This is a genomic window from Leisingera sp. M527 (assembly GCF_025141525.1).
GTDB lineage: Bacteria > Pseudomonadota > Alphaproteobacteria > Rhodobacterales > Rhodobacteraceae > Leisingera.
The window spans coordinates 3,714,362-3,741,178 of the sequence record NZ_CP081037.1 but is presented as its reverse complement, the minus strand read 5'-3'; the positions used below and the strand labels follow the sequence as shown (position 1 = coordinate 3,741,178).

Annotated in this window: 22 protein-coding genes and 2 pseudogenes; 13 read left to right on the top strand and 11 right to left on the bottom strand. The window is 53.9% G+C overall.

Going from position 1 to position 26,817, the window contains the following annotated elements; translation table 11 throughout:
- The first annotated feature begins 188 nt into the window (after positions 1-188).
- Positions 189-3,005 carry a DNA polymerase gene (locus K3555_RS18470; protein ID WP_260006575.1) on the top strand — a complete coding sequence of 939 codons (2,817 nt, stop codon included), beginning with the start codon at positions 189-191 and terminating at the stop codon, positions 3,003-3,005.
- Positions 3,006-3,134: 129 nt separating this feature from the next.
- On the opposite strand, the gene K3555_RS18465 is transcribed toward K3555_RS18470, so the two are convergent.
- The 3 genes from K3555_RS18465 to K3555_RS18455 form a co-directional block, all read right to left on the bottom strand.
- The gene (locus K3555_RS18465) at positions 3,135-3,551 is read right to left on the bottom strand and encodes a hypothetical protein (RefSeq protein WP_260006574.1); all 417 of its coding nucleotides are present in this window, start codon (positions 3,549-3,551) and stop codon (positions 3,135-3,137) included.
- Positions 3,552-3,553: 2 nt separating this feature from the next.
- A complete protein-coding gene (locus K3555_RS18460; RefSeq protein ID WP_260006573.1) occupies positions 3,554-4,471 on the bottom strand; it encodes a hypothetical protein in 918 nt (305 codons plus the stop codon).
- A 977-nt stretch (positions 4,472-5,448) separates the two neighbouring features.
- A complete protein-coding gene (locus tag K3555_RS18455) occupies positions 5,449-5,772 on the bottom strand; it encodes an H-NS family nucleoid-associated regulatory protein (protein WP_039185128.1) in 324 nt (107 codons plus the stop codon).
- An 87-nt stretch (positions 5,773-5,859) separates the two neighbouring features.
- Here K3555_RS18455 and K3555_RS18450 point away from each other — a divergent pair, with 87 nt between their 5' ends.
- From K3555_RS18450 to K3555_RS18440, 3 genes are all read left to right on the top strand, one after another.
- Complete coding sequence (locus K3555_RS18450) at positions 5,860-6,003, top strand: hypothetical protein (RefSeq protein ID WP_260006572.1); 144 nt, start codon at positions 5,860-5,862, stop codon at positions 6,001-6,003.
- Between the two features lie 818 nt (positions 6,004-6,821).
- Positions 6,822-9,083: a hypothetical protein gene (locus tag K3555_RS18445; RefSeq protein ID WP_260006571.1), complete on the top strand. Its 2,262-nt coding sequence runs from the start codon at positions 6,822-6,824 to the stop codon at positions 9,081-9,083.
- Between the two features lie 8 nt (positions 9,084-9,091).
- Positions 9,092-9,514 carry a hypothetical protein gene (locus K3555_RS18440; RefSeq protein ID WP_260006570.1) on the top strand — a complete coding sequence of 141 codons (423 nt, stop codon included), beginning with the start codon at positions 9,092-9,094 and terminating at the stop codon, positions 9,512-9,514.
- 186 nt (positions 9,515-9,700) lie between these two features.
- On the opposite strand, the gene K3555_RS18435 is transcribed toward K3555_RS18440, so the two are convergent.
- A complete protein-coding gene (locus K3555_RS18435; RefSeq protein ID WP_260006569.1) occupies positions 9,701-10,351 on the bottom strand; it encodes a recombinase family protein in 651 nt (216 codons plus the stop codon).
- 411 nt (positions 10,352-10,762) lie between these two features.
- Here K3555_RS18435 and K3555_RS18430 point away from each other — a divergent pair, with 411 nt between their 5' ends.
- Positions 10,763-13,210, top strand: coding sequence for a S8 family serine peptidase (locus K3555_RS18430; protein WP_260006568.1), 2,448 nt, complete (start codon positions 10,763-10,765; stop codon positions 13,208-13,210).
- 5 nt (positions 13,211-13,215) lie between these two features.
- Positions 13,216-13,485 (top strand): carboxypeptidase-like regulatory domain-containing protein, encoded by a 270-nt coding sequence (locus K3555_RS25040; RefSeq protein WP_409201666.1) that lies wholly within the window; start codon positions 13,216-13,218, stop codon positions 13,483-13,485.
- A 245-nt stretch (positions 13,486-13,730) separates the two neighbouring features.
- Here the strand turns inward: K3555_RS25040 and K3555_RS18425 are convergent, their stop codons facing one another.
- Positions 13,731-13,970: a hypothetical protein gene (locus K3555_RS18425; protein ID WP_260006567.1), complete on the bottom strand. Its 240-nt coding sequence runs from the start codon at positions 13,968-13,970 to the stop codon at positions 13,731-13,733.
- A 174-nt stretch (positions 13,971-14,144) separates the two neighbouring features.
- A complete protein-coding gene (locus tag K3555_RS18420; protein WP_260006566.1) occupies positions 14,145-14,978 on the bottom strand; it encodes a DUF4339 domain-containing protein in 834 nt (277 codons plus the stop codon).
- Between the two features lie 662 nt (positions 14,979-15,640).
- Between K3555_RS18420 and K3555_RS18415 the strand changes: the two genes are divergently transcribed.
- Genes K3555_RS18415 through K3555_RS18400 form a run of 4 tightly spaced genes read left to right on the top strand, consistent with a single transcriptional unit; the run spans position 15,641 to position 19,319 of the window.
- Positions 15,641-16,129: an ABC-three component system protein gene (locus tag K3555_RS18415; protein WP_260006565.1), complete on the top strand. Its 489-nt coding sequence runs from the start codon at positions 15,641-15,643 to the stop codon at positions 16,127-16,129.
- The gene (locus K3555_RS18410) at positions 16,129-16,656 is read left to right on the top strand and encodes an ABC-three component system middle component 5 (protein WP_260006564.1); all 528 of its coding nucleotides are present in this window, start codon (positions 16,129-16,131) and stop codon (positions 16,654-16,656) included. The genes K3555_RS18415 and K3555_RS18410 overlap by 1 nt, the downstream gene beginning before the upstream one ends.
- Entirely contained in the window at positions 16,643-18,565 is a 1,923-nt protein-coding gene (locus K3555_RS18405; protein ID WP_260006563.1) for an AAA family ATPase, read from the top strand. Before K3555_RS18410 ends, K3555_RS18405 begins: the two co-directional genes overlap by 14 nt.
- A complete protein-coding gene (locus K3555_RS18400) occupies positions 18,555-19,319 on the top strand; it encodes a hypothetical protein (RefSeq protein WP_260006562.1) in 765 nt (254 codons plus the stop codon). Before K3555_RS18405 ends, K3555_RS18400 begins: the two co-directional genes overlap by 11 nt.
- Before the next feature lie 694 nt (positions 19,320-20,013).
- Here the strand turns inward: K3555_RS18400 and K3555_RS18395 are convergent.
- Positions 20,014-20,184 carry a DUF1328 domain-containing protein gene (locus K3555_RS18395; RefSeq protein ID WP_259987956.1) on the bottom strand — a complete coding sequence of 57 codons (171 nt, stop codon included), beginning with the start codon at positions 20,182-20,184 and terminating at the stop codon, positions 20,014-20,016.
- Between the two features lie 300 nt (positions 20,185-20,484).
- On the opposite strand from K3555_RS18395, the pseudogene istA reads away from it, so the two are divergent.
- Together istA and istB are read left to right on the top strand one after the other, a co-directional pair.
- Positions 20,485-22,085 (top strand): annotated as a pseudogene (gene istA / locus K3555_RS18390) (IS21 family transposase).
- Positions 22,015-22,784: pseudogene (gene istB, locus K3555_RS18385) on the top strand (IS21-like element helper ATPase IstB). The pseudogenes istA and istB overlap by 71 nt, the downstream one beginning before the upstream one ends.
- Before the next feature lie 196 nt (positions 22,785-22,980).
- Here istB and K3555_RS18380 read toward each other — a convergent pair.
- Positions 22,981-23,718 carry a Crp/Fnr family transcriptional regulator gene (locus K3555_RS18380; RefSeq protein ID WP_260006561.1) on the bottom strand — a complete coding sequence of 246 codons (738 nt, stop codon included), beginning with the start codon at positions 23,716-23,718 and terminating at the stop codon, positions 22,981-22,983.
- Positions 23,719-23,801: 83 nt separating this feature from the next.
- Between K3555_RS18380 and K3555_RS18375 the strand changes: the two genes are divergently transcribed.
- A complete protein-coding gene (locus tag K3555_RS18375) occupies positions 23,802-24,227 on the top strand; it encodes a hypothetical protein (RefSeq protein ID WP_259987952.1) in 426 nt (141 codons plus the stop codon).
- 170 nt (positions 24,228-24,397) lie between these two features.
- Here K3555_RS18375 and K3555_RS18370 read toward each other — a convergent pair whose 3' ends face one another.
- The 3 genes from K3555_RS18370 to K3555_RS18360 all read right to left on the bottom strand — a co-directional run bounded on the left by K3555_RS18370 (position 24,398) and on the right by K3555_RS18360 (position 26,696).
- Positions 24,398-25,639, bottom strand: coding sequence for a cation:proton antiporter (locus K3555_RS18370; RefSeq protein ID WP_409201701.1), 1,242 nt, complete (start codon positions 25,637-25,639; stop codon positions 24,398-24,400).
- A gap of 183 nt (positions 25,640-25,822) precedes the next feature.
- Entirely contained in the window at positions 25,823-26,020 is a 198-nt protein-coding gene (locus tag K3555_RS18365; protein WP_260006559.1) for a CsbD family protein, read from the bottom strand.
- Between the two features lie 256 nt (positions 26,021-26,276).
- The gene (locus K3555_RS18360; protein ID WP_260006558.1) at positions 26,277-26,696 is read right to left on the bottom strand and encodes a hypothetical protein; all 420 of its coding nucleotides are present in this window, start codon (positions 26,694-26,696) and stop codon (positions 26,277-26,279) included.
- Between the last annotated feature and the right edge of the window lie 121 nt (positions 26,697-26,817).

The window sequence follows — 26,817 nt, the reverse complement described above, 5'->3', positions numbered from 1 at the left end:
ATTCGGGAAAATGTCCCCCAAACACCGGGGAACGGGGCAGATTATCCCACGACCTCAGCGGCATGCGTTTGGCTGCCATCACGGCTGGCAAAAATAGTAAAAGTGTCGTATGGGTGTGGGTGCACGACTTTTACCATTATTGACAAGTCGGCACCTTCATCTCGTAGCTTCACGACAATCAGGTTCCCATGCAAGGCAGCAGTGTGTTTCGGACAGATCAATTCCTTCCGCAGAACAAGAAGAACGACCCGAATCCCCGCTATCTGATCATCGGCTTTGACACCGAGTATCAACGGGAGACCGTCACCAATGCTGACAGTCAGGTAGAGCTGCGGAACCAGGTGCTCTCCTATCAGTACAGCTGCCGCGTAATCACACCTGATAACGCCGACAGCGAGCCGCATTGGTCCGGGATCGTGTTGCCCGAAGGGACAAGTGATGATGATCGCCTAACACTGTCTGAATTTGTGGAACATGCTCTTGCAGCTGGGGCCAGTGCGATACCGGATCTGAAGATCCCTGTGGACATCTATCTGGTGGCGCATTTCACCCGTGCCGATGTGCCGGGGTTCAGTGACTTCAAGGACGAGGCCTCCCGCAAAGCCATGAACCTCGAAAACGTCCGCAACCTGTTCATGAATATTGCTAAGAACATTTCCGTCAAATTGAAGCAGACCGGTGGCGGTGCCCCCATCCAGCTGAATGTCAAAATTCGTGACACGATTGCCCTCGCGCCCACAGGTGCAAAGAGCCTTGCCCAGCTTGGGGACATCCTAGGTTTTCAGAAGTTGAAGCTATCTGACGATCCTGACCAAGAGCGGCACTACAAGCAACACATGGCCGAGGTCATGGAGACGAATTGGCCGCTATTTCGGGAATATGCCATTCGCGATGCCGAAGTTTGCGCTCAGTACACAGTCAGTATGATCCGGCTGTATTTTGAGAAGACCGGCAAGTTCAAACTTCCCGTGACATTGACCTCGATAGGCGTCGATCTGATCCAGGAACACTGGCGGTCCCAAGGTGTCAACCCTCTCGGCATTGTCGGTAAGGAACAGATAACCGAGAAATACTGGAGCAAGAAAAACCAAAGGTTCCAGACGGCGAAGAAGACCGTGTCTGTCAAAAAGCTATTCTGGAACGAGGACTTCTTTACTGAGTGCTATCACGGCGGGAGGAATGAGCAATTCTGGTTCGGCCCTGCTCCCGAGGGCGTTTGGTATGACTATGACCTGACTAGTGCTTATCCGTCGGCGATGGCGCTGATCGGTGAGCCGGACTGGTCTAGCATTCGGTCTATCCGGGATACGCAGGAGCTGTTGAGCGGTGAGCTGACACACGGCGACCTTGCTTTCGCCAATGTGAATTTTGAGTTCCCTGAGGATGTTCGGTATCCAGTTCTGCCGGTGCGAACCGAAAACGGGTTGCTGTTCCCAAGACGGGGCAACAGCACCACACACATCAGTGAGATATTGTTGGCCCTGCAGCTTGGCGCCGACATTGAAATGGTAGAGGGACGTCGAATCGACTCTGCCAGACGCACTCGTCCGGATGGCGTTAAACCAAAACTCCCCTTTGCAGGCTTTGCCCTCCACTGCATCGAGGAGCGGTCCAAGTACCCCAAGAAGACTCTGAAAAACCTGTTCTGGAAAGAGCTGGTCAACTCGACCTACGGCAAGACGGCTCAAGGGCTCAGGGAGCGCCGAATCTACGATTTGCGGGATGCTGAGACGAAACCTCTGGAGCCCAGCCCAATCACCAACCCTGTCTACGCTGCCTTCATCACGGCCTTCTGCAGAGGGGTCCTAGGGGAGATCATGAATGCCCTTCCTCTGGACGTCAGCATATTCAGCGTGACTACAGATGGTTTCCTAACAACGGCCACAGACCAGCAGATGCAGGACGCTGCAACGGGCTTTCTTGGCCGCAATTACACGGCCTCAAGATACCGGCTGGCTGCTGGCGACAAAGATCCATCAGAGGTCGAATCCAAGATCTATGAAATCAAACATGTCGTCCGTCAGCCCGTTGGGTGGCGGACACGTGGTCAGGCGACATTGCAACCTTCAGAAGGTGACGACTGGAAGGGTACTGGGATGGTGCCGAAAGATGATGAACATATTGTGCTGGCGAAAGGCGGCATCAAGCTCAATGGCATCCTTACCAAGGCTGAACAGAACGCTGACATCACGCGTCTGTTCTTTGAACGCAAACCCACAGACACACTGACGGTAACCATGGGTGCTGGCATTCGCGAGATGTATGAACAGGGCATGGATTTTGTCGACAAGACGATGGAGAAGCGGCTGTCGATGGAGTTCGACTGGAAACGCCGCCCGGCCCAGGCAGGCAATGTGCCGGCATCCTACGGCAGTGGTGGCATGTGCGACCACTTGGCATTCTCAACGCGGGCTTGGGACTCCGTTGATCAGTTCAACACCGTCCGTGAAATTTGGTCAGAGTATAACAAGCAATCACCCCATTGCCTGAAAACGTTGGCGGATTACCGGGCATGGGCCGAATACTTCGAGAGCAAGCTTGCCGCCCAAGGCCCAGCCGGAGCTTATCTGGCCAAGGAAGACGGCCTCCTGAAACGGGCGCGCAGGGATCTGATCATTGCCCATAAACTTCGGAAAGCTGGAACCCACGAGCTCAAGCCTCACGCCTTCGGCAACAAGAAGATTTTCCCGACCTACAAGCTCAAGGCTCAGGAGTTTGCTGACATTCTAGCGGGTGGTCTTGGCATCCCTTGCACCAAGACGGACGTGGACAACACGCGGAAGAAGACAGCATTTGTGCCGCACCAGGTGCCAAACTGCTTCCAGGCCGAGGTCGTGCTCAGGAAGGTGAAGCGTGACCTGTTCCCCCAGCTGGAAATTGATCAATTTCTGACGCCCAAGGCGGCGTTCAACCTGAATGTGGAAGACGCCGATATGACATTGCATCCGCGTGATCCGATGAAGGACTGGGTTGCAACATTCGGTGAGCAACCTCGATACTTTTGACGCTTCTATACCCTTACTGCTCAACAGTGTGGCGACCTCTGGATAGCCACTCTAGCTCTTTTCATTTCTCAAACGTAGGGCCGCCGAATGGCAGCCCTCGTGGTTGTTCACAATCAAACCTTACCCCTCTCACACATCTTCCTTTGGGGGACGTTTTAAAAGCAAGCCGTTGTCAGAATTCTCTTTTGCGAAGACACGCTCTCCGAGTCCAAAGAGAACGTCGTCAAGGTGGTCTTGAGACCTGTCCACTCCATCTGCGATCGTATCGCCGTGACCATCCGCTGGGTAATATGCCCAGTAGAAACACGTCTCATCCTTCAACTGTGATTTCTTCTCCTTGAGGAGTCTTTTCACATCAGCAGCGGACACACCTCTGATCAGGGCGAAGTGGATGCTCTTCCCTTCCATTCTTCCAACACCCTCAAACATGACCTTCTTTGACGGGTCCTTGCCGTTCTCTCGCATCCACTTCATGGCTAAGCGGTTTTCAGAACGGGAACCGCTTACTTTTGAAGGGGTGAACTTGATGACTTCGATATCGTTCATGTTCAACCCTCCACCCGGCTGTTAATCTGCTTCCACTTTTCTCCGTAAACCCTCGCCTGTGCTGTGATAAGGTCCTCAAAGCCCAACAAAGACCTGATTTTGTTGACATGGGAGTGCAGCTCATCTCGGTCTTCGTTTTTTATCTCGCGAATGAGAAGGCGTCGTTCAGCGGTCTCAAATTTGTCCGACGACGCGCACAGGATTTCTCTCTGCTTTGTAAGACATTGGTCGATTAGGCGAAGCTCCGAGAGAATTTTCTCATCTCCGCAGTAGTAGGCATACATCCACATGTCCTCTTCCATTCTGGTTGGCTGAAAGCTGAAACATTGGGTGATCAACAGTAGAACGTCACCAACAGGATGTGAGAAGTCCCAAATCGGCAACCTGGGAAGATTTTCGGTAGATACCCACTCAGGAACGGCCTGATTAATCCACCGATGGAGAATTTCAGCGATCTGTCCTGCTACCTTTACGTCCACCTGTCTAGGGTCAGCAGTAATCTCTTCGTCACCAAATCTAATGTGGTATCCCCGGTCATGTTCGTACTTCCGAAACGCCTCATGGTCAGCCTTCCGCCACGCGTCCAAACAGACTAGGTGTGCCTTATCGTGTTCTTCTTGCCGCAGCATCTCGTCGCAGAATGGGCTATCATATCCATGCTGATACACTTCCATGTCCATGACATTTTCGATTGCCTGCAGGAACGGTGTAAGAGGACCAATATAGTCTTTGTTCTCGGAGACTATTTCCTCCTGCCCGTAGACTCTGAGATTGTATAGCCCTGTGCCTCCATGAGGGTTTTTCTTGGCATTTTCAGTCACCCGCTCGAGATACCACTCAGCAGGTCGGCAGAGTCCCGCCCGCTCGACAAATTCTACAAATGCCTGCTTGTTGGACTCGGGGATTTTATTATTAGTCATATGGCGTTGTTTCCTTTGGTACTATTTTTTGAGGCTTGGGTTCAGTCGTCGGTTAAGTCGCAGTATGTGTCGATATCCTCTACCATGGTGGGCCAGCTTGACTTGAAATCCTGAACAGTCATGTTTGTTACCTTTCCAATACGACAGGAAAACCTATCGCATTTCCCTCGAAAGGGATTGTTTTGTGTTTTGTTTTGAAAGTGACACTGGAGGGCGTTGATCCTCATCGTGTCATGTCGCTGCTTTAATCACGAGATTATGCAGCAGTCAATCTAAAAAAGAGAATCAATAGTAACAAAGTGGCGCTCTAAGATGAGCGCCTCATGCACCACATTATAGGAACATCTAAGTGTATACTAGATCGGCAGTCGTAATCTGTGTAGTGCTGACGACCATGAGCACGAATCGCGCAATCAGTAGGAAGACCTTCCTTTTGACGCCGTTCGTGCTCTCGTATGAACTGAGCGTAGCCGTGCCGGTTCTGCTTTGTTGTGCTTGGCTTAAAGGAGTGAGTGTACCATTCTTCGACCTCTCCCTCATAGATGACATCACGGTTGACCCCGTTGTAACTAGCGTTGAAGAGAGTGTGGATTTTTCGACTGTCTTTGAAGCGCATTTGTGCCTTCTGCATGAACAACCAGTCGTCACCATTGTATGTGAAAGTGATCCGACCCTTGTCAGCAGCTTCGATCTTCTCGCCGCTAACGCAGAACCGAGAGTCGGATGTGATGGAGTACGAGAAGCGGTCGCTGATACCTTAGTACTGCATGGAACTGACCGAGGTATTGTCACGTTACATCACTCTGAACCGCCCTTTTGTCTACTAGGCTGCGGACGTGTCTAGTATCGGTTTAGGTTACTGTGTGTTCGAAGTATTCTTAGTGTCTGTGTATTCGGCGTGCAGGAGTTTTGGTATGCGGAAACAGCAAGGACGGGGCCTGGAACCCCGCCCTGTCGGTGGTGGAGCCGACCTGTGGTCATTCCTTGATAAGGAACTCTTCCAGCTTGTGGCCAGCGTCCAGCTTTTCTCGCAGCCAGTCGGGCATCGGACGCCCGGAATCTTCACCTGCCCAGCTCTTGCGGTGGTTTTCAGGGTCACGGTACTTCGGCTTAGCTTTGGCCCGGCGCTGTTTCGTATGCTCTCCATCTGCTGTCGAGACAAACAACTCTTCAATCGAATAGCCCAGCTTTTCAGCCAACGCCTCAAGCTTCTTCTTCGCTTCCTCTTTACCGCGCTCACGCTCGATGGCAGCTTCGATTTCGATTTTCTGCCTCTCCAGTTCCTCGAGTGTCGTGGTCATTTTACAGCTCCTTATGCCTGTCTTTGATAGAGAACTAATATGTGAAACTTAGACAGTCAAATAGCCACACACCTGCGGTTCAGGAAGGTGAAACATGAGCTACCGCTGCAGTTGGAGATTAACCAATTCCTGGCCCTGAAGGCGGTGTTCAGCGTGGATATGCTGCAGGCTGACATGAAGCTGCATTCCCGTGACCCGATGAAGGACTGGGTTTTATCGTTCAGCGAATGACCCAGGGGCCCACCCGGTCTAAAAACATGGTAAAAGCACTATGTGGGTGAGAGCGCCTGACAATCACCATTTCTGCCGGTTTCGCTGTGGCATCTGTGACCTGGGAATGCCATGCCTAAGCGCTCAGCGCCCTAGCTGGATGCTACCACTTGCAGAACGTGGGAAACTGCAACCAGGTTCCGTTCCTCATCGTGGTAGACGACAACTGTCAAACCTTCGTAGGAGCCGATGACGCGTCGCCCATTTTGCCGGACCTCGGCGACCTCATCCGCCTTTGCCAATCTGACCGGTAGCCCGCCGCTATCCATCCCGCAGCCCCTAACTGTGCTCGTCCTGCGCATAGTGCGCGATCAACTGCGCCTGACAATTCGGGCAATCGAATTCGTCCCCTTTCGCAGGCACTGCGTCAAAAGCTATGTCCATTTTGATCTGGCACACCGGGCACTCGAAATTTGCCGAGCAGGCACCATCAGCTTCATGAAACCGGAACACTTGCCGCGACCTACTCTGAGCGCATTATCCAGAAGCAGGCACCAAATCCGGCAAAGTACCCGAGTCCTGCACACACAACATAAAGCTCCAGCATCACCCACCCCAAAACACAACTAAACCAGTAAGAGCGTTGCTTCGGAGTGTATCACTTATGGGTCGACGTCTCTACCAGTGCGTGAAAAAAGTTTGAAACCTACATCTTTTGACATTTTCACTGCTTGCCTTACCTCAAGATGGCTCCTCTGATCAGTGGAGCTGTAACCTGCAACCAGAGGATATCGAGCATCTCAAGCTGTTGAAGTGAGTTAGTTTCAGATGAGGGGCGAATGGCAAAAATATTTATTTATCTAGCTGCTGGCTTCGTTTCCGTTTCAGCTATGGTTTGGGGACAAAGGGCGGAGGCATATTCCGAAATTCTTAGAGAATTGCATGCTGAAGGCCGTCTGGTACTGAGAGATGCTGATTATGAATTCATCAACCGGTCGCTTCCACCCAACTTTAGCGTAGCACTTAATTATAAGACTGATGGCGATACAGGTTGGCTTCACTTCAACCTGCAAGGCTTGCCTCAACCAGATTTGGTGAACATATACATACTGCCCAGTGAAGACTTGCAGCGCCTAGGCTTTCAAAGTGGTTCAGTCTGCAAAGCAATAAAGCAGGATGAACTGAGATACATCTTTTGCGATCTGGGAATACTCAGGTTCGCCTCTAAGGAAATGGTTGGCCTTTTAGGTGGTGCTATCGAACCAACATTCTTCTCGCGATTAGTACTCGGACACGAAATGGCGCATCATTTCTACGATCATCCGACCCTTGCCCCGGATTTTTCAGCCGATACCTTGCAGATCAGAAACTGGGAGCGCGAAGCCGACAATGAAGCTGCCATTATGTTAGCGGAGCCAGCATTCCGAAAAGCTTTCCTGCAGTCAGTTTTCTCTGACGCAGAGCCACCTAGCGACCCTGGTTTCCTTAACCGAATCTGGGATTTCCTTAACCAGCCCCGTACTCAGCACGATGATCTTTCACATCGCTTTGAAAGTATTGCGGCACGAAGCGTTCAGGTCTTTGGAAACAGAGCCGAGTTCGCCGGTTTGGTACCAGTTGTCCCGGAAATCGACCCATCGCATTGTGGTTCGCCATGCGCGCAGTCTCTCGCTCCAGCAACCCTACAATCCGTCGCATTCTCCTGGTTTAGATCGTCTTGGGAAGAGCGCCAAAATCTTGCTGCACACGTCATCTCGCGCCGTGGTGAAATCACGGGTACCGTGCGGAAGGACTGGGACATCTACTTAATGGAGTGTCAGGCCCAGTTGCTGTTAGATAACAGTGCCAAATGCGCGGTCGCTCCTGTGAAGGTTTTGGAAGCAATGCGGGACGTGGCTCCACTTGAGCATTTCTTCTGGGTTGCGCTCGCTCAAACCGTGTTATTGAAGCCAGATGATGAAGGACGCGACTGGGCAGTACAGTTCATTAACGGGGCTGGAGCGGCGGTTGATCAGAGGCTTTGGTACGCATGGTATGGCGATCGTGATTGGTCGCAAACGCCTGGGCACCCCGTCTACAGTTATTTAGCCTTTCTCGGTGGCGAGGGCATGTTTGTCGATTGCGGCGCCAACCATATGGGATTGCACACAGAGCCGTCCTTCAATTGCGTCGAGTATGCCGAGCAAGTGAGGCGGACTATGGGGCAATGGTCTATTTCGGGAATTCACTCACTCAACATTGCTATGTCAGAAGACCTGAGAGACCCTTTTTCGCATGAAAAGGTCTTAAAGATTGCGGCTATTTCTTTGACGAGTGAGTTTGAAGGTACTATTTTGCCAGCTTGGTTCGCACTCCTGCGCAGTTTATCCGCGCGCCAAGATATTGCAGATCGGTTTAATGCCGATCTTATAGCAGGTTTTCTTTTTGGTGAATTGCAAACGATCAAGCCTGTACGCGAGCACTTGCTTGCAGTTGCAGAAAATCCTGCTCTAGAACAACTGCCTCGACCTGAGCGCATCCAACTCCTATTTGAGATATTGTTCGAGTGCGAGCGCGACTATGACACGCAGTGTGCACTTCCGATTGTCGAACAGCTTCTTGATTTGATTGTGGAAGTGGAAAACGCGTCTAGCGATCATGGCGACGAATGGGTCACGAACCGGCGGCAAATTGCGGAGTTCAAACTCGCCCGCATTCTAATTTTGCGTAATGAAGCAGGTCAAGCAATTGAAATACTTGAGCGGCAGGCAAGCGAAACTTCTGAGGCTAAAGCCTTGATTGGTATCTGGGAAACCTTAGCTGAGGCACATATCCAACTTTGCGACGGTGCCGCAGCGGCTGCAGCAATGGTGGAAGCTGAGAAGGCAATCGCGGACCACGGCGTGCCGCGTACAAACAATGAGCGCATCAATACCCTCAGTTACAATAATTCTGCTGCTTTTCTCTTGGGGAACAAGGATAGAGTGCGCGAACTAATAGGTGAAATCGATGAGCTCACGCTTCAGACGTTTGCCTTTACTTACAGTGGTGCGGAAGCTAGGGTTGCGAAATGTGGAGGATTTGAACCTCTTAGTAGCATGTTGGCTTGGGCGGAGAACTAGGAAGTTCGATGGCGCTTTTGTTGCAATTCCTTGCCTGTGTGCTGCTCGTTGGCGCGATGATATTCTCCTTCGATTACTGGCCGTCCTATGGTGCGGCATTTGACAGTTCCGGTGCTTCCATAATTGACGGAATTGTTTGGATCGCTATACCGCTGTTTTTTGGCATCGTTCTCGGGCAAGCATTCCGGTATGTCTGGTCACGCAAGACATCGCGTGTGCCGCTCTTGCACATAGTCAAATCATTTCGAAATTCACGTGACACTTATCTCTCCATCTTTGTTTCACCTCTTGTCTTCTTTGCTATTTACCAAACTGCTGACGACGGCATAGAGACCATGCAAACTATTGCGTTGAGTTTTCAGAACGGTTTTTTTGTAAACCATGTCATCGCTACAGTGGTTGGAAAAGCACCGAAAAAAGAACCTGAATGACACGAACGATCTGCGACCTAAACAGGCCGAACGCGGCAATCTCAATGAACGTGGACAACCGCCGAGTCATAAAACTCAGTCATGCTCGTGATCACACTGACAACAGGCAATCTTAGGAACTGACGAGTGGTCAGCTTCGTCTGCGCTTTCCCGACCTTAGACCTATTTGAAGATTGATCCTGCCCCCTAGGAAGCATCGTGAGGTTCACGGGTCAATGCAACGTAGTTCTTCACAGTTTGAGGGTGCCAACGCCCTTTCTTGTATGTCTTTACCCCCCGCTCGTTCAGCAAAACTGCGGTTCCTGAATAGCTGCCCGCGTCGCTGAGGGCTTGGTCGAACTCAGGGCGTATTGTCTCGAAGAAATCTCGCTTCTCTAACCGCCGTTTAGCCGCCAAGGCTTGGGCGTTCCGGCCAAGCACGGTTCCCCGCTTCTTGGCGGCTCTGAGCGCGGCTCTGGTGCGTTCTGAAATCTGGCGGCGCTCCTCCTCGGCGAAGCAGGCCAGCAAGTGCAGGAAGAAGGTCGAGACGTTCGGGTGTTCGCAGACAGTCAGCTCAATGCCTTGGTCGATGATCCCCGATATGAACGACACCTTCCGGGAAAACCTGTCCAGCTTCGGGATCAACAGCTTGGACCGGGTCTTCTTCACGAGGTTGATCGCGTTCCACAGCTCGGCCCGGTCGTCACGCTTGCCGGATTGGATTTCGGTGAACTCGGCGATCACGTTGTCGGCGGGCTGAAGGAACTGCTCAACCATCGCCCGCTGCGCTTCCAGCCCCAGGCCGGACCGCCCCTGCCGTTCCGTCGAAACCCGATAGTAGACAACATATTCAGGCATTCTGATCCCTCCGTAGCAGACAAACGTTGGTTTGTCGTAGACGGCGTCCGGGAGGTTGGGCGAGATATCAACTGGTATGAGGCTTTAGGTCCGCAACCCTTTTTCTGATAGCGGACACTAGCGCAACCCGTTTCGAAAGTGTGGTCAGCGCCCAAAGGTAAGTGAAAGTTATTACTTTATATCAATATGTTATAATTGCTACATTGTAGTGTGAAAGGCGAACGCTCTCGCGCTTCGCTGAGAGGTGTTGATGAGATGCTGCTCGGAGCTTGCTCACCCTATGAGGGAATGTCAGGCTTTATGCGTTCGTGAAAATAAGGTAGAAAAGTACTGCGGGGAAGCTGGCTAGCTTGGACAAATTGATCCCTGTCGGGTCTCCCCCCATATACAGTTTTTAGGAGGGGAAATGTTATGGATTTCAAGTATAGCGCTAATGGAGAGGGTGTTGAACTGAAGGTTTCAACGGAGTTCGTTGCCGTTAGATTCAAAGAGCCTGCACATTACAGCAATCGTCTGGCCGGTGTGTCCACTCCGGAATTCGGCAATTTCGACAAACGCTTCGAGATCCCGAAAGAAAAATTCACGATCTTCCCAGTCGCACGGTCTCCGATTGCTCCGGACGTCCGCGTGAAAGCCGCGCTGGATAGTGTTCGCCAACAGTCAGTGGTCGAGCGTGCTTCGCCGGTCTTCGTGTTCGGTGAGAATTTCGGCGTCGCCACTGATCGTTTGCTCGTCGGCTTGAAGTCTGGCACCAACGCCTCGCGGTTCTTCAAGAGCTACGATCTGGACATCGAGGCAACTGATAAGAACGAGTATGTCGTTACCATGGATCCGGGGAAGGATCCGTTTGAGGTTATCGCAGCGTTAGATAGTCAAAGCGAAGTCGACTATGTCGAACCTGACTTCGTTATCTTCGGAAAACACACCGTGAAGCCGCAGCAGCGGGAGTCGTCTGTCACCGACCCTTTAGCAAACAAACAGTACGCGATTGACATCACCGAGGCGCGCGACGCTTGGAAGTTGGCCGTCGGCGATCCGGCAATAAAGATCGCGATCCTTGATGAGGGAGTTGATACTGCTCACGAAGACCTAGCAGCGGCCATTGTAGGTTCATACGACGGTTCGGATGACGACAGTTATCAAGAACCCAATCCTTGGGATGCTCATGGCACGTCATGTGCGGGGCTCGCCGCGGCCATCCATGGAAATGGTAAGGGCGTCTTGGGAATTGGCGGTGGATGCTCGATCCTCGCAGTTCGCATCGCCTACTCACCGCAGCAAGGTGCTGATTGGGTGACGCGCAATTCCTGGATCATGCGCGCCATTGATTGGTCTTGGAAAAACGGCGCCGATGTCCTGAGCAACTCCTGGGGCGGTGGCGCTCCGTCGTCTGCGATTACCAACGCCTTTGAACGGGCGAGAACCCAGGGCCGTAATGGCAAGGGCTGTGTCATCGCGATTGCTGCCGGTAACGCCAATGCCCTGCACGACTATCCCAGCAACCTCGACAATGTGCTCTCGATTTCGGCAAGTAATGAGTACGACGAGCCCAAGACCCCGACCAGTCAGGATGGTGAGCATTGGTGGGGCTCCAACTGGGGGCCGAAGATCGATGTCGCAGCACCAGGCGTTCATAATTACACCACCGATAATTCCGGGTCGGGGGGCTACAACACCTCGCCTGCACCGCATGGAAACTACTACGACAGTTTCAACGGGACCTCGTCGTCGACACCTATCGTCGCGGGAGCGGTCGGTCTGGTACTCTCCGTTAACCCAGACCTCAAGGAGGATGAGGTTCGCCAGATCATCCGCTCGACCGCAGACAAAGTCGGACCCTTGCCCTATGTGAACGGTCGTAATGACCGCATGGGCTATGGCAGATTGAACGTACTGCGTGCGGTCAAGGCGGCGCTTGGTCAGCAAGATGTCGTCGTGCCGGTGGGACTCCACGCGCCGGTGACCAATGCCGATCCCGACAGCGAGAGCGAGGTCGAGGTTCTGGTCACGCATCCGGCATCTACCGGGTCCGTGAAGACGGCACGCGCTCGTACTCGGGGGGCGCTCGAGAGCGTCAGTGGCGGCAGCCTTGATGCGTCCAGCTTGGTTCGTTCCGCTCCCAATACAGAAGGCTTGAGAAACATCGCCGAGGCCTCCTACGGATCTCCCGAATTTGAGCCGACAACCGTGCACGGTGCTGATGATCGAATCCAGATCACCCAGACTCACAACTATCCTTGGCGGGCGCACGCATCGCTGCTCATCACTGCGCGGGATGGATCGCGCTGGATCGGCACCGCTTGGTTCATTGGGCCGCACACTCTGGTCACTGCGGGCCATGTCGTCTACATCACAAATAGTCCGGTCCCAGAACGCAATGGCTGGGTGCGCCATATCGATGTTATGCCTGGGCGGAATGGTACTGACTTGCCGTATGACATCGTGAAAAGCGAGATATTCCATTCAGTGGTTGGCTGGGCTGATAACGGTGACCCGCAGTACGATTATGGCGCAATCACGATCCCCACCAATCTGGGTGAACAGGTCGGGACAATCGGGTTCGGCGTGTTGTCGAATGCTGAGATCCTTGCGGCCCATGGCAATCTGTCCGGATATCCCGGAGACAAGTCGGCGGGCACGCAATGGTATCATCATAATCGAATCGCTTCGGTCTCCACGCGGAAAGTGTATTACGACATCGACACAGCGGGCGGACAGAGCGGATCGGCTGTATATCGGATCCATGATGGCGAACGTACGGCATTCGGAATTCATGCATACGGCGGCGCAACAACGAACTCTGCCACACGGATCACAACACCCGTCCACCAGAACTTCATCCACTGGCTATCCACCTGACCTGTATGCCGGGAGCCGCGACGATAATCCGGGTCCATGTCCTGCGCGAGGGGGGAAGTCCCGTGCCCGATGCACGTGTCATGATGACCTCCAGGGACGTGGACTTGCCAGATATCGCCGCGCTTAGCGATCATCGCGGCGAGGTGCGCTTAGGTGCTTTCAAGAATGCGGAATACAGGATCACCTGTACAGCGGAGGGCTTTGAGACCACCTCCCGAACCATCACCGTGGGAAGTGAGGACACCTTCGAAGCCGTGGTCACGTTGGTACGATAGAAGACGAATGTGTTGCGGCCAGGCTATTTTGCATTCGGGGAACAGTACATAGCGATAGCAATGACTTGAGCTTTGTCTGTTACGTCCGAGGCTGTTTGAAAATACGACGACTGCAGTATATTCTTCGGAGATCCTACCGGCGCCAGCCGGTAGGCGTTCAGTCCTCTCTTGACCGTTGCTGATACTCCCGCAGGGTGACCACTCTGCCGCCGATACGTGAACGATATGCGGGGCGAGTCGAGATGTTAGACAATGGGGTTCGGAGCGATGGTCCCCACTGGGAATAGGTCGAAATCGCTCCAGAAGACTTTGTACATGAGGCATTGGTCCTGGCCGAGTATGTCCTTCCCGGCCTCGATGCACTCAGCCCGGACGCGCTCACCGGTCTCGAAGCGGAACCCGATATCCCCTAGATTGTCGTCAAACTGGTACTGCGCTTTGCCGAAGTAGTTGACGTCGTTGATGATCAGGAGATCAAGCAGCATTTCGCCACCAGGGTAAAACCTTACCATCAACGCCTCACCATCAGCGTTTCTGATAGGGACCGATGCCGGGATACATGCCTGTGTCGTCAGTAGCGTTGCTGTTGTCGCGGCGAGTTTGAAAAACCTTGTCATTGCTAGATGCTTTCCTGGTTTGAAATCTGGGAGGCCAGGTGCCTAGAAGCCATCGAAACGCACGTGGAAATAGTACTGTCCGTCTTGCTCGGAGATCGTGAGGGCGATTGGTGTGTCGATGCCGCTGGTGTTAGTCACGACGGCCCGGCACTTTCGCTGACTGGACGCTTCCGAATATGAAACCTGCTCAACACCAGTGATGCTGACCGCCTTCGCCTTGCCGAAGTTGATCGGGATATCAGGATAGAGGTCTTCGACCATGCTTAAGGATGCCTTGCTGTCGCACTTCGGCAAGCCCACCCCAGCATAGCCGCCTCCTGGCCATGCCGCGGTGATGAAACCGCCCAGCACCAAGGCAACGATCCACGCCACCAATGGGCCGCTGCCGAGGCCTGTCCGCTTCGAGCGCAAGTAGATATAGGCTGGGACGAGCAGCAGAATCCAAAGCAGCAAGCCGTTCACGGCATCCCTACGGCCACTTCGCTCAACAGCGTTCTGGTCGAGCAGCGCACAGATCGTGTTGGCAAAAAAGAACAGCAGGAACGACAGTCCAGGCAGGCCACCCGTGTTGAAGGATTCTGTGCCGTGTCTCAGCAATATGACCTCGGCAAATGACATCACCAGCGGCACCGAGATCAGCATGTACAGCCAGTGGTTCTGTATCTCGGTTGTCGGTACCAGCGGTGGTTCGCTCGCTTCCCTCATCCCTGGAACTTCCGAGGCCTTCTTCCAGTCGTCGGCAAAGTCCTTGGTCCAGACAAGCGTTTTTTCCGTCAGCTCGCCGTTCTCGTAGCGCTCCTTCAGATCGGGGAAAGTAACCGGCCCCAGACGCTCACCGCCGATGATGTAAAACCATTCTGTTGTCGCTTCAGTCACACCGGACCTCCGTAATTTCTTGGCAGCCGTTGGCCTGTCGAGGGCCAGCCGTGTTTTGGGTAATTCCGCTCCTTGGCCAGAAGGCGATCCCTCCTGAACGGCCGAAGGCCAACAGGTTCAAATGGGCTGGCGTTGGAAAAGTTGGGACGGCTTTGCAGCACACATCACGGGCAAACCGATCCGTGTTGCGGACCGCCGTGTCTGCCGTCAGGCTTGGGTTCAGTGTGTTTGGCTTCATGCGGCCCCGATCAGCGAGCGCCCTCGCGGTTGACTGGTGATCGGGGTGTTGGAAATCCGCTCTGACACGGACCCTGTGCCTTTAGCCGGAGCCTGTTGTATAACACAGGCACCCCGACCATAGGTCAAAGGTGTTCAGCCGAGTTTACGGCCTAGTCAGAGAAGGGGTTTCCACGCCCCAACATGGCCGCGTCTGCCATGTCGAGTGCAGTCGTAGCAGCTAATCTGGGGAAGCTGAAGAGCTTCTAGTTTCGCGAACGAATATCCGTAGCATGCGCGCTAGCCTAGAATGCGTTCTAGGCTCTCTAAGCTGGGAACTGGAAATTTCGGCACAAGAAATCTATTTGATTGATTGCGTGCTGACTTCTTGTGCCCTAGGTTGATTACGCCTCTTGGCCAAAAGAAGACACAGTTAGGTTATCCTTTTGAGCAACCATTCACAGATACCCGGTCTCTTGAGGCGTTTGGGTAAAGAAATCGAAGAGGGCGGTCCAGGCATAGAAGGTTTCATCGATGACCTACAAATGTTCCAAGACCATCGCTCGTCCTCGAGTGTCGTGGGTTTGAAAGCCAAGTTGACCGATGCCGAGCGTGAAGACGAAATTGACAGTGCCGAGCTGAAGAAAGAGCTGTTCGCCAAGCTTCTTCTAAGGATGCAGCATTATCCGTCCGCACAGCGAATTTTCGCGTTGTTTCTAGCGCGTATCAACGACGTCTTCGAACATCATATCACCCCTCACGCAAACGAGTCCGGCCTGGATCGGAGGGCGGTCGATGGGATTATTGAGGAAAAGATTGTTCAACCTACTCTCCAAGACATGGGGGAGGGCTTCGAGCATTTCACCATCAATCATGCCCACGTGCGTGGCATGATATATTGGCTTGCTGACCGGTGCTTCGTGAGGTGGAAATAATGTTTTCATTGTCCTACACGTCCGCCTATGACCCCTATCACACGGTGTTTAGATACCTTGTTCTTCTGAACTCTGCTGAGGGTGCGTGGCTACCTTACCGTTCCGCTAGAGTTGCTGATTTTTTTCTTTGCTTCCCCTGGGCGTTGCAAGACGTGAAAGCTCCCAGAGATGTAAAGGGCTTTGCGAGGCACCGAAACTCGCTTGTGAAGGATTACACCCCTAGTTCATACGAACGTGTGCCCAATGATCGCGTAGTGTTTGAAAGAATGGAGGTTATTCACGCGGCTGCAGTAAGTGCTTTAGCGGGAGCCAAAATGATCGAAGCGAACGATTTGCAAAACGAGGAAATTATCTTAAATCGGGATGCAATCAGCGAACGAATGCAAGAAGCCATTGACTTATTTACGGAAACACACGCGTCTCTCGTAGATTTCTTGTCCACTAAACTCCCGCAAATAGACGAGCGTGGGAAAGACGGCATCTTTGCGCGGACCAGATTAGGTGACTATAGCTATGATATCGTATAAGCCCAACCTCGAAGTAACCTCGCTAACTGTTCTTCGTCGGGGTCATGCTGTCTTCGATGAGAAATTTCACACTGGCCTCAACATCATCCGGGGTGAAAATAGCTCTGGAAAATCAACGATTATGGACTTTATCTTTTTTGGTTTGGGAGGTGACCTCCTCGAAAACCAATGGAGGGAAGCTGCACTTCTTTGCGACGTGGTTGTTCTGGGTGTAAAACTGAACGGCAAGGAGCTAACATTACGAAGAGAGGTTGAGCGAAAATCGTCGCAGCCTATGAAAATTTTCTTTGGGCCTGTTGAGGAAGCGACAAAAAGCGCAGAGCAAGGATGGGAAAGGTACTCTTTTCGACGAGGGAAATCCGAGAGCTTTTCGCAGGTAATATTCCGCCTGCTGGGGCTCCCAGAAGTTCAGTACGGTGAGACCAATACAAAGATTACGATGAATCAGGTTTTGAGGCTCCTGTACTCTGACCAGCTTAGCTCTGTGGAAAAGATTTTTAGAAGCCAACCCTTCGACGACGCCATAACTAGGCAAACTGTTGGTGATTTGCTTCTCGGAGCCTATAGTCAAGAGTACTATTCTGCTCGCTTAAGGCTGAAAGCTCTTGAGGCCGAAATAAAAGACGCTTCAGATCGCATTTCTACACTTACACGTGTGCATGGTAGAGACGGCCACCCTCTTACTTTGGATTGGGTCAATCAAGAGCAAAATCGCCTCGAGGATGACCTAAACAAATTGAACCTTCAAATCGAAGAAATCGAAGCTCGGATCTTCTCAGCGCAGTTCGAAGATAGGTTGTCACTCAACGACCAAAAGGAAACTTTTGCACGGTTGCAAACTTTGCAGGCTGAGATTGCAGAAATCACATCTGAGCTTCAGGCTGTCGAATTGGATGCCGCTGATTCAGACGAATTCATCGACGCCCTTACAAAGAAGCTTGAAGCTTTGCATGAGTCCAAACTCATTGTCGATGAATTAAATGCACTTGCCTTTGATTTCTGCCCAGCTTGCTTTGCTCCTGTGAGCAAAGTGGAAGTAGAAGGGGCATGTTCACTATGTAAGCAAGCTACTGATCATGAGAAGACTAAGGAGCGGGCCCTGCGCCTGATAAATGAGTATGCACGCCAACGGCAAAGCTCTCTAGATTTGCAAGCTTCGAGGCATCAGAAAGTCACTGATCTTCGGGCTAAGCTAGCTGCTAAAACTGAGTTGTGGGAGCAAGCAGGGCGCCACTACACAATCTCTGTTCGAAGCCCAACAACTGAGCTGCGTACAGAGCTTCGCAAACTCAACCGTGAAGCAGGATACTCCCAAAGAAAGCTGGAAGAGCTTGCAACCCGCAAAGCCGCCATCGCCGAATTGAGGGAAGCTCAGGAACGAAGAGATGATCTGCAAAGACAGATTGATGATGCCAAGGCTATTATAGCGGTTTCAGAGCGGCGAAATCGAGAGCAAATATCTAACGCCAGAAGAACTGTGGAAAATGAAGTTCTGGATTTCCTTAGGAGAGATCTCGAGCGGCAATCTACATTTACGAATGCGCAAACTGTTGGGTTTGAGTTTGACGGTGATCGTTTGAACGTGAATGGAGAATCTTTCTTTTCGGCAAGCTCTATGGTGTATCTTCGGAACAGCTTCATCGCGTCACTTGCCGTTGCTGCGGCGAATTCAAAATCATTCTCACACCCTCGCTTCATGTTGATGGATACTGTTGAAGATAAGGGCATGGAACCCGATCGTAGTAAGAACTTTCAGAGGATATTGCACGAAAAGTCTACCAATGCCGCTTCTAGCAACCAAATTATTATCGCTACTTCAATGATTGCGGATGAGCTAAATAAGCCAGGCATTACAGTTGGTGATTTCTACACCCATGAAAACAGAACATTGAACCTAAATGTCAGATAGCACTATTTTGACTTCTAGCAAAAGTGAAAAAACTAAAGGTTGGAGACCTGAGGGGTGGAGAAAACGTGTCATAAATTGGCACTTACTCAGAGGCTTCGGTCAAAGTGTCCCGGCGACAATTTCGATGTCTGCGCCGTTTATTGGATACTTGGTCCTCTACCATTCTGAAATTGAAACCTATCTAGGTGGTCTTGGAGGCTTGCTCGAAAAGCAGGCTTCTGCGCAAGTCTGTAGCCCATGGTTCGATTTCCCGACACGTTTGAACATACTGTATCTTGGTTTGATGTGTTTGGGGCTTGGAGCTATCGCATTTAGGGTCTTCGCCCCGGCTGTCATAAAGAGCGCTAGCAATAAACAAGACTATGTGACGACTTCGCTCGACAGCGTTTCAGCGCGAAATCTGAGGGCCATGTACGTAACCATTAAGTCCCGGCGGCCAAGTGCAGCAAAAGCTCTCGTTGAAAGAGCCCCGTGGCTAGATCGCTCGAAAAGCTTAAAAACTGCCTCAGATGGATTGCGAAAAGATGAAGACGGCCAACTGAAGATGGACGTGCTTAGTAGCTACTACAGCGCGCAGGATCGCAATACTTCGCGGTTTTGGGTTTATTTTGTGCTCATACTTTTCGCATTCGGGTTTTCTTTGCTAGCATTACCAGGGTTAGCGTTTACTCAGCGAGTTCTGTGTGTGATCTACAGCGGTTGGTTTCCTAATGGGGTAATTGCATCTTTGAATTTCTGGCCCATAGGCAGTTGAACTGTCCACGGAAAAAAGCTCCACACTCGCCTTGACAATTTCGCATAATCCATTGAAATCACGTTTGGTAATGTGATTGAAAATCCTCGTGTCGGTGGTTCGATTCTGCCCCCCCCCGGGGGGGGGCGACAATTAATCTAAATAAAAACAAAAACTTGGAGCACCCCGCGAGTCGTTTGCTATAGTGCTATTTCGCTGTGGGTATCAGTTCCATGCCCGTTACGCGGTCTGCGCTTGGCCCGCACGCCTTCGACGCGAAAGCCCATTTCAATACATCAATGTAGTCAGCAATCCGCGCAGGCGGGGGCCGTCCCTTGGCGGGAAAAGTCCATTGGCTTTCGAGAGACGGGCTGCCTGACATGAGCTGAGAGACCGGAACTTTTGAGCGGCAAGTCCAATGTGATCGATGTTTGCGGCGACAAACCACTACCGGACAACACAAAGTCAGACGCCAACGCCTTTTGTGATGCTCTGATCAAGCGCTGATTGACAGGGAGCAGCATCACCCGGACTTTGAAAAAGTCTGTGCTGTGTTCAACATTGCCGTAGCTGAAGAAGGTCTTGAGATCACTTTGCCCTTCGCCAAAGCCTTGATCAGCCCCACCTGCGTGGTCCAGTTTGATTGAAGTGCAGTGCCGGGTTAACAATCCGGCGATTTCGGACGGCGGCCCACACTGGCCGCCCGCACTGGCCGTCAGCGGGAGGCGCCGCGAATCACGCGCAGGATCAGCGCCAGTGCAAACAGCACGAGAAAAATAAAGAACAGGATCTGTGCGATCCCAGCGGAGGCCGAAGCGATGCCGCCAAATCCGAAGATGCCGGCAATGATGGCAACGGCCAGGAAAACGAGAGCCCAATTGAGCATACCTTGTCCTTTCGGTTGCGAGTTGCTGTTAGTAAAACCCGTCAGGCAGCCAAAAGTTCCGTATTGCGGTCCGGAACCTCGTTAGCGGCAAAGTGCTTACCGCGACACGTCAGGACAAAACATAGTTCTGGCGGCCGATCCGGGCGCAAGGCCGGGCCAGGGACCTATACGCGGCGCGCATTTGTTGTCTGTGAACAAGCATGCAATTTTGACCCCGTAGCGGGGAAATCGGCGTCCAAAAAGACCCCCTTACACTGATGTGAATGATGCCCCCGAGCTTATCGGGGAGCACAGAGTGGGATGTTGGTCGTGGAGACGATAGCAAAGATCCGGCGGGCGTATTTTCAGGATTGAGGCATTGAGCCGCCATTGGTCCGAGGCCAATGCCGAACAAACCGATCAAGCAGATCTGCCGGGTACTGCGGGTATCGCGGAATACGGTGCGGAAGGTGATCCGGTCTGGTGTGACGGAAGCAACCTACGAACGCAGCGTTCAGCCTCTGCCAAAGATCGGGCCATGGAAAAACAAGCTCGAAGAGATGTTGGCGGCGAATGCGAGGAAGCCAAAGCGCGAGCGGTTGACCCGCATCCGGATATTCGAAGAACTGAGAGCCCTTGGATATGACGGCGGCTATGATGCTGTCCGGCGTTACGCGGCCGCGTGGTCCAAGGAAGAACAAGAGGCCTCCGCGGCCGCCTATGTCCCGCTGATCTTCGATCCGGGCGAGGCCTACCAATTCGACTGGAGCCACGAGATTGTGGTGATCGACGGCGCGACCACCACTGTGAAGGTGGCGCATGTCAGGCTTTGCCACAGCCGCATGCTGTTTGTCCGGGCCTATCCGCGCGAGACGCAAGAGATGGTGTTCGATGCCCATGACAAGGCCTTCGCCTTCTTCGGCGGGGCCTGCACGCGCGGGATCTACGATAGCGAGGTTTGGCCGCCATGGGTCCGAGGCCAGGCCGAGCGAAGACGGCGGCAGACACGATCTTCGTGGGCCGCGACCGGGCCTGCAATCGGCGCTTCCAGCAGATGTGCGGGCACTATCTTGTCGATCCCGCTGCCTGCACACCGGCGTCTGGCTGGGAGAAAGGGCAGGTCGAGAACCAGGTCGGCGTTGCCCGGCGTCGCTTCTTCGTGCCCAGGCCCAAGTTTAAGAGCTTCGCCGAACTAAACGCCTGGCTCGAGGACCGCTGCGTTGCTTGGGCCAAATCTCATCCGCATCAGGAGCTTCGAGACCGCACGATCTGGGAGGTCTTCGAGGGCGAGCGGGCGAGTCTGGTGCCATATGCCGGCCCCTTTGATGGATTCCACGCTGTTCCGGCATCAGTCTCGAAGACCTGTCTCGTCCGGTTCGACAAGAACCGCTATTCGGTGGATGGCCGCGCCGTCGGCCGGCCAGTCGAGATCCGCGCCTATGCCGAGCGGGTCGAGATCTGGCAGGACGGCAAGATCGTAGGGCGGCATGATCGAGCCTTCGGGCGCTGCCGGGCAGCGGGACGCCCTCAGGAATGGGGCTCCCTTCAAGGACTGGGAGCTGCCATCAGCGATCAGGCGCATTCAGCGCAAACTGGGCAAGGTGCCCAATGGCGACCGGCAGATGGTCCAGATCCTGAGCATGATCCCGACCGATGGGCTGGATGCAGTGGATGCTGCCTGTGCCGAAGCGCTGAACGAAGGGGCCCCCGCGGCCTCGGTCGTCATCAACATTCTGGCCCGGCATCGTGAACCGCCGCCGCCGCTGACCATCGATACGCCCGACGCGCTGCGACTGACCTGCGAGCCCGTGGCCGACTGCAAACGCTATGACAGCCTAAGGAGACCCATCCCTGGAAAGATCACAGGTGCTGGACGCGATGAGCCAGCTGAAGCTCTACGGCATGAAGGCCGCCTACGATGAGACCATCGCCACGGCAGTGAAGCGTCAGCACGAACCGCAACAGATCATCCATTGCCCGGCAGGCGCATGCGCAGCATGCTGCCGAGAGGGGGCGATCTGCTGAACGCCGAGATCAGTGAGAAGCAGGTGCGCTCGATCAAATACCAGATGACGATTGCCAAACTGCCCCTGGCGAAAGAAGCCGATGAGTTCAGCTTCGAAGGCACGCCGGTCAACGAGGCGCTGGTCCGTGATCTGGCGACCGGAGAGTTTCTGGCGCAGCAACGCAATGTCGTGCTGATCGGCGGCACAGGGACCGGTAAGTCCCGCCTGGCCGTCAGCATCGCCCGGGCGTGCATCCGCCGCGGCAGACGGGGGCGCTTCTTCAACGTTGTGGACCTGGTGAACAAACTCGATACGGAAGCCCGCGCCGACCGACAGGGACGCACGGCAGATCTGCTGTGCCGCCTCGACTTCCTGATCCTCGACGAGCTTGGCTATCTCCCCTTCGCACAAACCGGTGGTCAGCTATTGTTCCATCTCATCAGCCGCCTCTACGAGCGCACATCGATCATCGTGACGACCAACCTCGACTTCGGCGAATGGCCCTCGGTCTTCGGCGGCGCCAAAATGACCACTGCACTGCTCGACCGCCTTACCCACCATTGCGACATCGTCGAAACAGGCAACGAGAGCTGGCGCTTCAAAACCCGAGAATAGTCGACCGACGCTGGCCAAACAGGGGGTCAATTTTGGATGCCTATAGGGGGTCAAAGTTCCATGCCGATTGACATTGTTGATCTTTGAAGTGGTGATGCCCCGCGGAAGAAACTCGACGCAGAGAGACCGCTGAAACCTGGGAAGCCCAAGCTGGAGGCAGGCGGAAGATTTGGCAGAAGCACCTGGCGATGCTGTGTCAGATCAACGGCCGCCGTTCGGGCGCGGTCAATTCGATCATCGCTACCTCGGCAAGCGCAGGCAGGTTCCTGATCTGCAGATTTCCATTCTGCCATTGTGCAAGTTTACTGTCCCGCAGCATTTTCAGCATCTTGTTGGTGTGTACCAGAGACAGGCCAAGCGCATCTGCCAGATCCTGCTGGCGATATGGCAGCGGCACTGTGTCCTTCACCTCCATGCCAACAGATTTGAGCCGCTCGTAAATCCGCACCAGTGCCCAGGAAATGCGCTGCGAAGCATCCCGCTGCCCCAGAGACGCAATGGTTTCCCCCAGGAAATGCTCCTCGACCGCGGCAATCCACGTCAAGTCGTATGCGCGCTCTGGATGCCGCTGGAACAGCTCATACAGCGCAGCGCGGCGGAACACGCACAGCGTCATCGGGGTGGCCGCTTCCACTGAATGCTTCATCTCTCCCATCAGGCTGGCCTGCAGGCCGGCAATATCGCCGGGGAAAAGAAAGTTGATCACTTGCCGGCGGCCATTTTCCAATGTCGTGTAGCGCGTGCCCATGCCGTTCAGTACTGTATAAAGCTGCGGGCTGTTAGATCCTTCCAGCAGGATCGCCGTGCCTGCATCCACCGTTAGCTCTCCAGTTTTAAACTCCTGGGTAAAGATGACTTCCTCACGCGACATCGGTGTAAAAACGGGCCGCTTGCGCAGCGGGCAATTCTGGCAGGCGGTTGGTGACACGGGCATTCCTCTTTCGCAGCTATGTCACAGTTTAATGCGCCTGAACCTGAAAAGTTCCAAAATGCTTGACTGTAGGGGGAGCGGAAGCAATGGAAGAGCCCAATCAAGACAGGGCACATGTTTATCTGATCGTGTCCAGAAACTATCTGATCACCTGCGATATCTGCGATACCATCTCGGACTTTGACCCGGTGGCCGAAATCAGTGTGCAAAAGGGGCATGAAAGCGCGCTGATGTCGATCACGCCATACCGGCGGATTGCGGTGGCCTTTGTCGAAGCGGGATCCGAACAGGTTACCAGACTCAAGATTGATCAGGCGGTTCAGGGACGCGGCGGGAGGCTGGTCCTATTGGGTGATGCTGCCGAAGACGAACTGGACGGGCATTCACCGCGCTTAAGATGGCCGGTGCTTGCCCGGCCAGTTTCCACCCGGATGATTCAGGCGCATCTGGCACATCTGGCGCAGCAGCAGTGCAGGACGCGGAACAATCGCGGTGTTGCCGGGCTGAGATAGGGATTGCAGGAAAATTGCCGAAGTCCGTGAATGTTGATGGCTGTTGCACTGGATGCGCGTGTTAAAGTGCGCATGAATGCCAGGGATGTCTGGTCGCCCTTTCCCGGAATTTCTCCCGTTTCTTGCACGCTTGAGGCTATAGGCTGCGTTTTTCAGATTGACCGGCCTGCCTATTTTGCGATCGCATCCATAGCGCGGCCGACAGTGAAGCCGTGCAACATGGTCGAAAGCAGAATGGTTAGCCCGATCAGGGCCCATAATTCCGGTTCGTTCACAAACTCCAAATGTGCGCCGGCGTAGCAGAGATAGTAGATTGACCCGATCCCCCGGACGCCAAACACGGACACCACAAAACGGTCGCGTTTGCGGAGCTGCGAACCAGCCAGCGAGAGCCAGCCGGCCAGAGGCCGGATCACACCGATGAGCAGAAGCGCCAATAGGAGATGTGCCCAAGTTAGATCTTCAAGAAGAACCGGCAGGACATTGCCAAGGGCAACCAATAGCAGTGCGGTCAACGCGTGTTCGATTGTTTCGCAGAAATCGTGCAGCCTGCGGTGAAAACGGTGTTCATTTTCGATCCGGCGCAGTGTCAGCCCCATGACAGCGACGGCGATGAACCCGTAGCCTTCGACCAGTTCGGTCGAACCGTAGCAAAGCAATACCCCGGCAACCGCCACAACGCCCGAAGCAGTGTCAGCCAGAACCGCAGAACGGGGAAACCGAAACAGCACTTGCCCCAGCGCCCACCCACCGCAGGCGCCCATCACAACACCTGTTGAGATACGGTACGCGACATCGATGATAAGCCAGTCAGCCAGCCAAGCCTGAGGGTTCAACCCCTGCACGGCAACAATGAGGCCTAGGTAGACAAAGGGGAAGGCGAGCCCGTCATTGAGCGCCGCTTCAGTTGTCAGAGTAAAACGCACCGGGTGTTCGTTGCCTTCCATCGGCGGACCGACTTGCACGTCACCCGCAAGCACCGGGTCTGTCGGGGCCAGCACGGCACCCAGAAGTATTGCGCCGGCAGCAGTCATGCCGCCCAAGCCCCACCCCAGCACGGCAACCGCCAGGATTGTGAGCGGCATCCCGATGAGGAGAAGCCTGACCGTCGGGCCCCATTTTTTCCATGGCCTCAGGCTGTCGAGGCGGAGACCGGCTGCAAACAGCGCAATTATCACGGTCAGCTCGCTGACAACTTCCCAAGGTTTCGGGTGAGAGCGCGGGTCTGGAAGCTCAGGCAGGCCCGGAACCAGCCAGTAAGCCGCCATTCCGAGCAGAATGAGAAGCGGTGCGGCGGCAGGCTCTCGCGTTGAAAAGAAGCGCGGTGACCAATGCGCAAGAATGATCACTACGCCCATGGCTGCAAGCATCAGGTGATAGGAGGCGAAGCCAAAGAATTCAGTGTGGTCCATGAGCGCCATTGAGCAGCATTTTGCGCCGCCAGACCAGTCTTAGGCAGTCTGGCGGACCGGTCTTTGAATTGCAGGAGAGCGTGCGGCCTAAGATTATTGCCATCAGATGGCCGCACGGGTTTGGTACCTGATAGGCGGTACTCACCGCATAGCGTGAGAAACGCTATGCGGTCTGCGCCCATTTCAGATGCTCTCCAGCATGCGGTCGACAGCTTGGCGGACTTCGTCTTTGGTCTTGCCCAGTTTCTGCTGAAGCAGCCCTTCCAATTGTTCGCGCTCGCCCCTGGCCTGTTCCAGTTCGTCGTCGGTCAGATCGCCATAGGTCTCGCGCAGGCGGCCCTTGAGTTCGGTCCATTTGCCGGTGAAACGGTCGTCGTCCATGTCGTGTTCTCCTTTCAAGATCGGGCGGAAACCGAGGGTGTGCCGCGGTGCCGCGCTCTCAATAAGAAAACGCTGCCGAGGCCGTAAGGTTCCGTGTAGGCCATGAAACTTGCATCGGCAGCAAACCACAGACGGCGTGCGGCAGTGGCCACATTGGAGTTTCAGGACCGGCTGGCTGCCGGGCGGTCTCTACCGTCGTGACAGGGTGTCTCCCTTCGAAGCCGGGCGTGACCTTCATTCATTGTGCCGGAATGCATTATTCGCTGACCATCTCCATCACAGCATCCAGGTGGGATGTCTTGAACGGGCGGGAAAGCATGGGCAGGGATTGCAGTTCCGGCTCGGTGGTGTCCCCATTTACCAGAATGACGGGCCATTTTTTTGACAGAGCGGTGTAAAGCCAGTCACGCGCCGCCGGATCACTAAGCGGGAAGGCAAAGAACACCAGCCGGGGCGGCGGCAGGCTGTCATCGAAAAATGCGGAACACTGCTCAATTTTGGTTTCGCTCAAAACGGGATCCAGACCGCGCCGCATCAGATAGTCGCTTATGTCAAGCGCTTCAAAAGCGTTCTTTGTCAGGATCAATACCGGCGCTTCCGCGCCGCGAGTTTCAGTACCCATAAGGTCTCCATTCACTTGTAGAGGAGCCATGGCATTGCGCCGGGCAGCTGGCATTAAACTATGACATACCGTGCCTCGAAAAATGCCATCAGAGTGTTTTTCTGTCCGGACTCTGCCGCGGGGTGGCGAACCCGAAGGCGGGCAAGGGAGGGTGTCAACTAACGTATTGATAAAT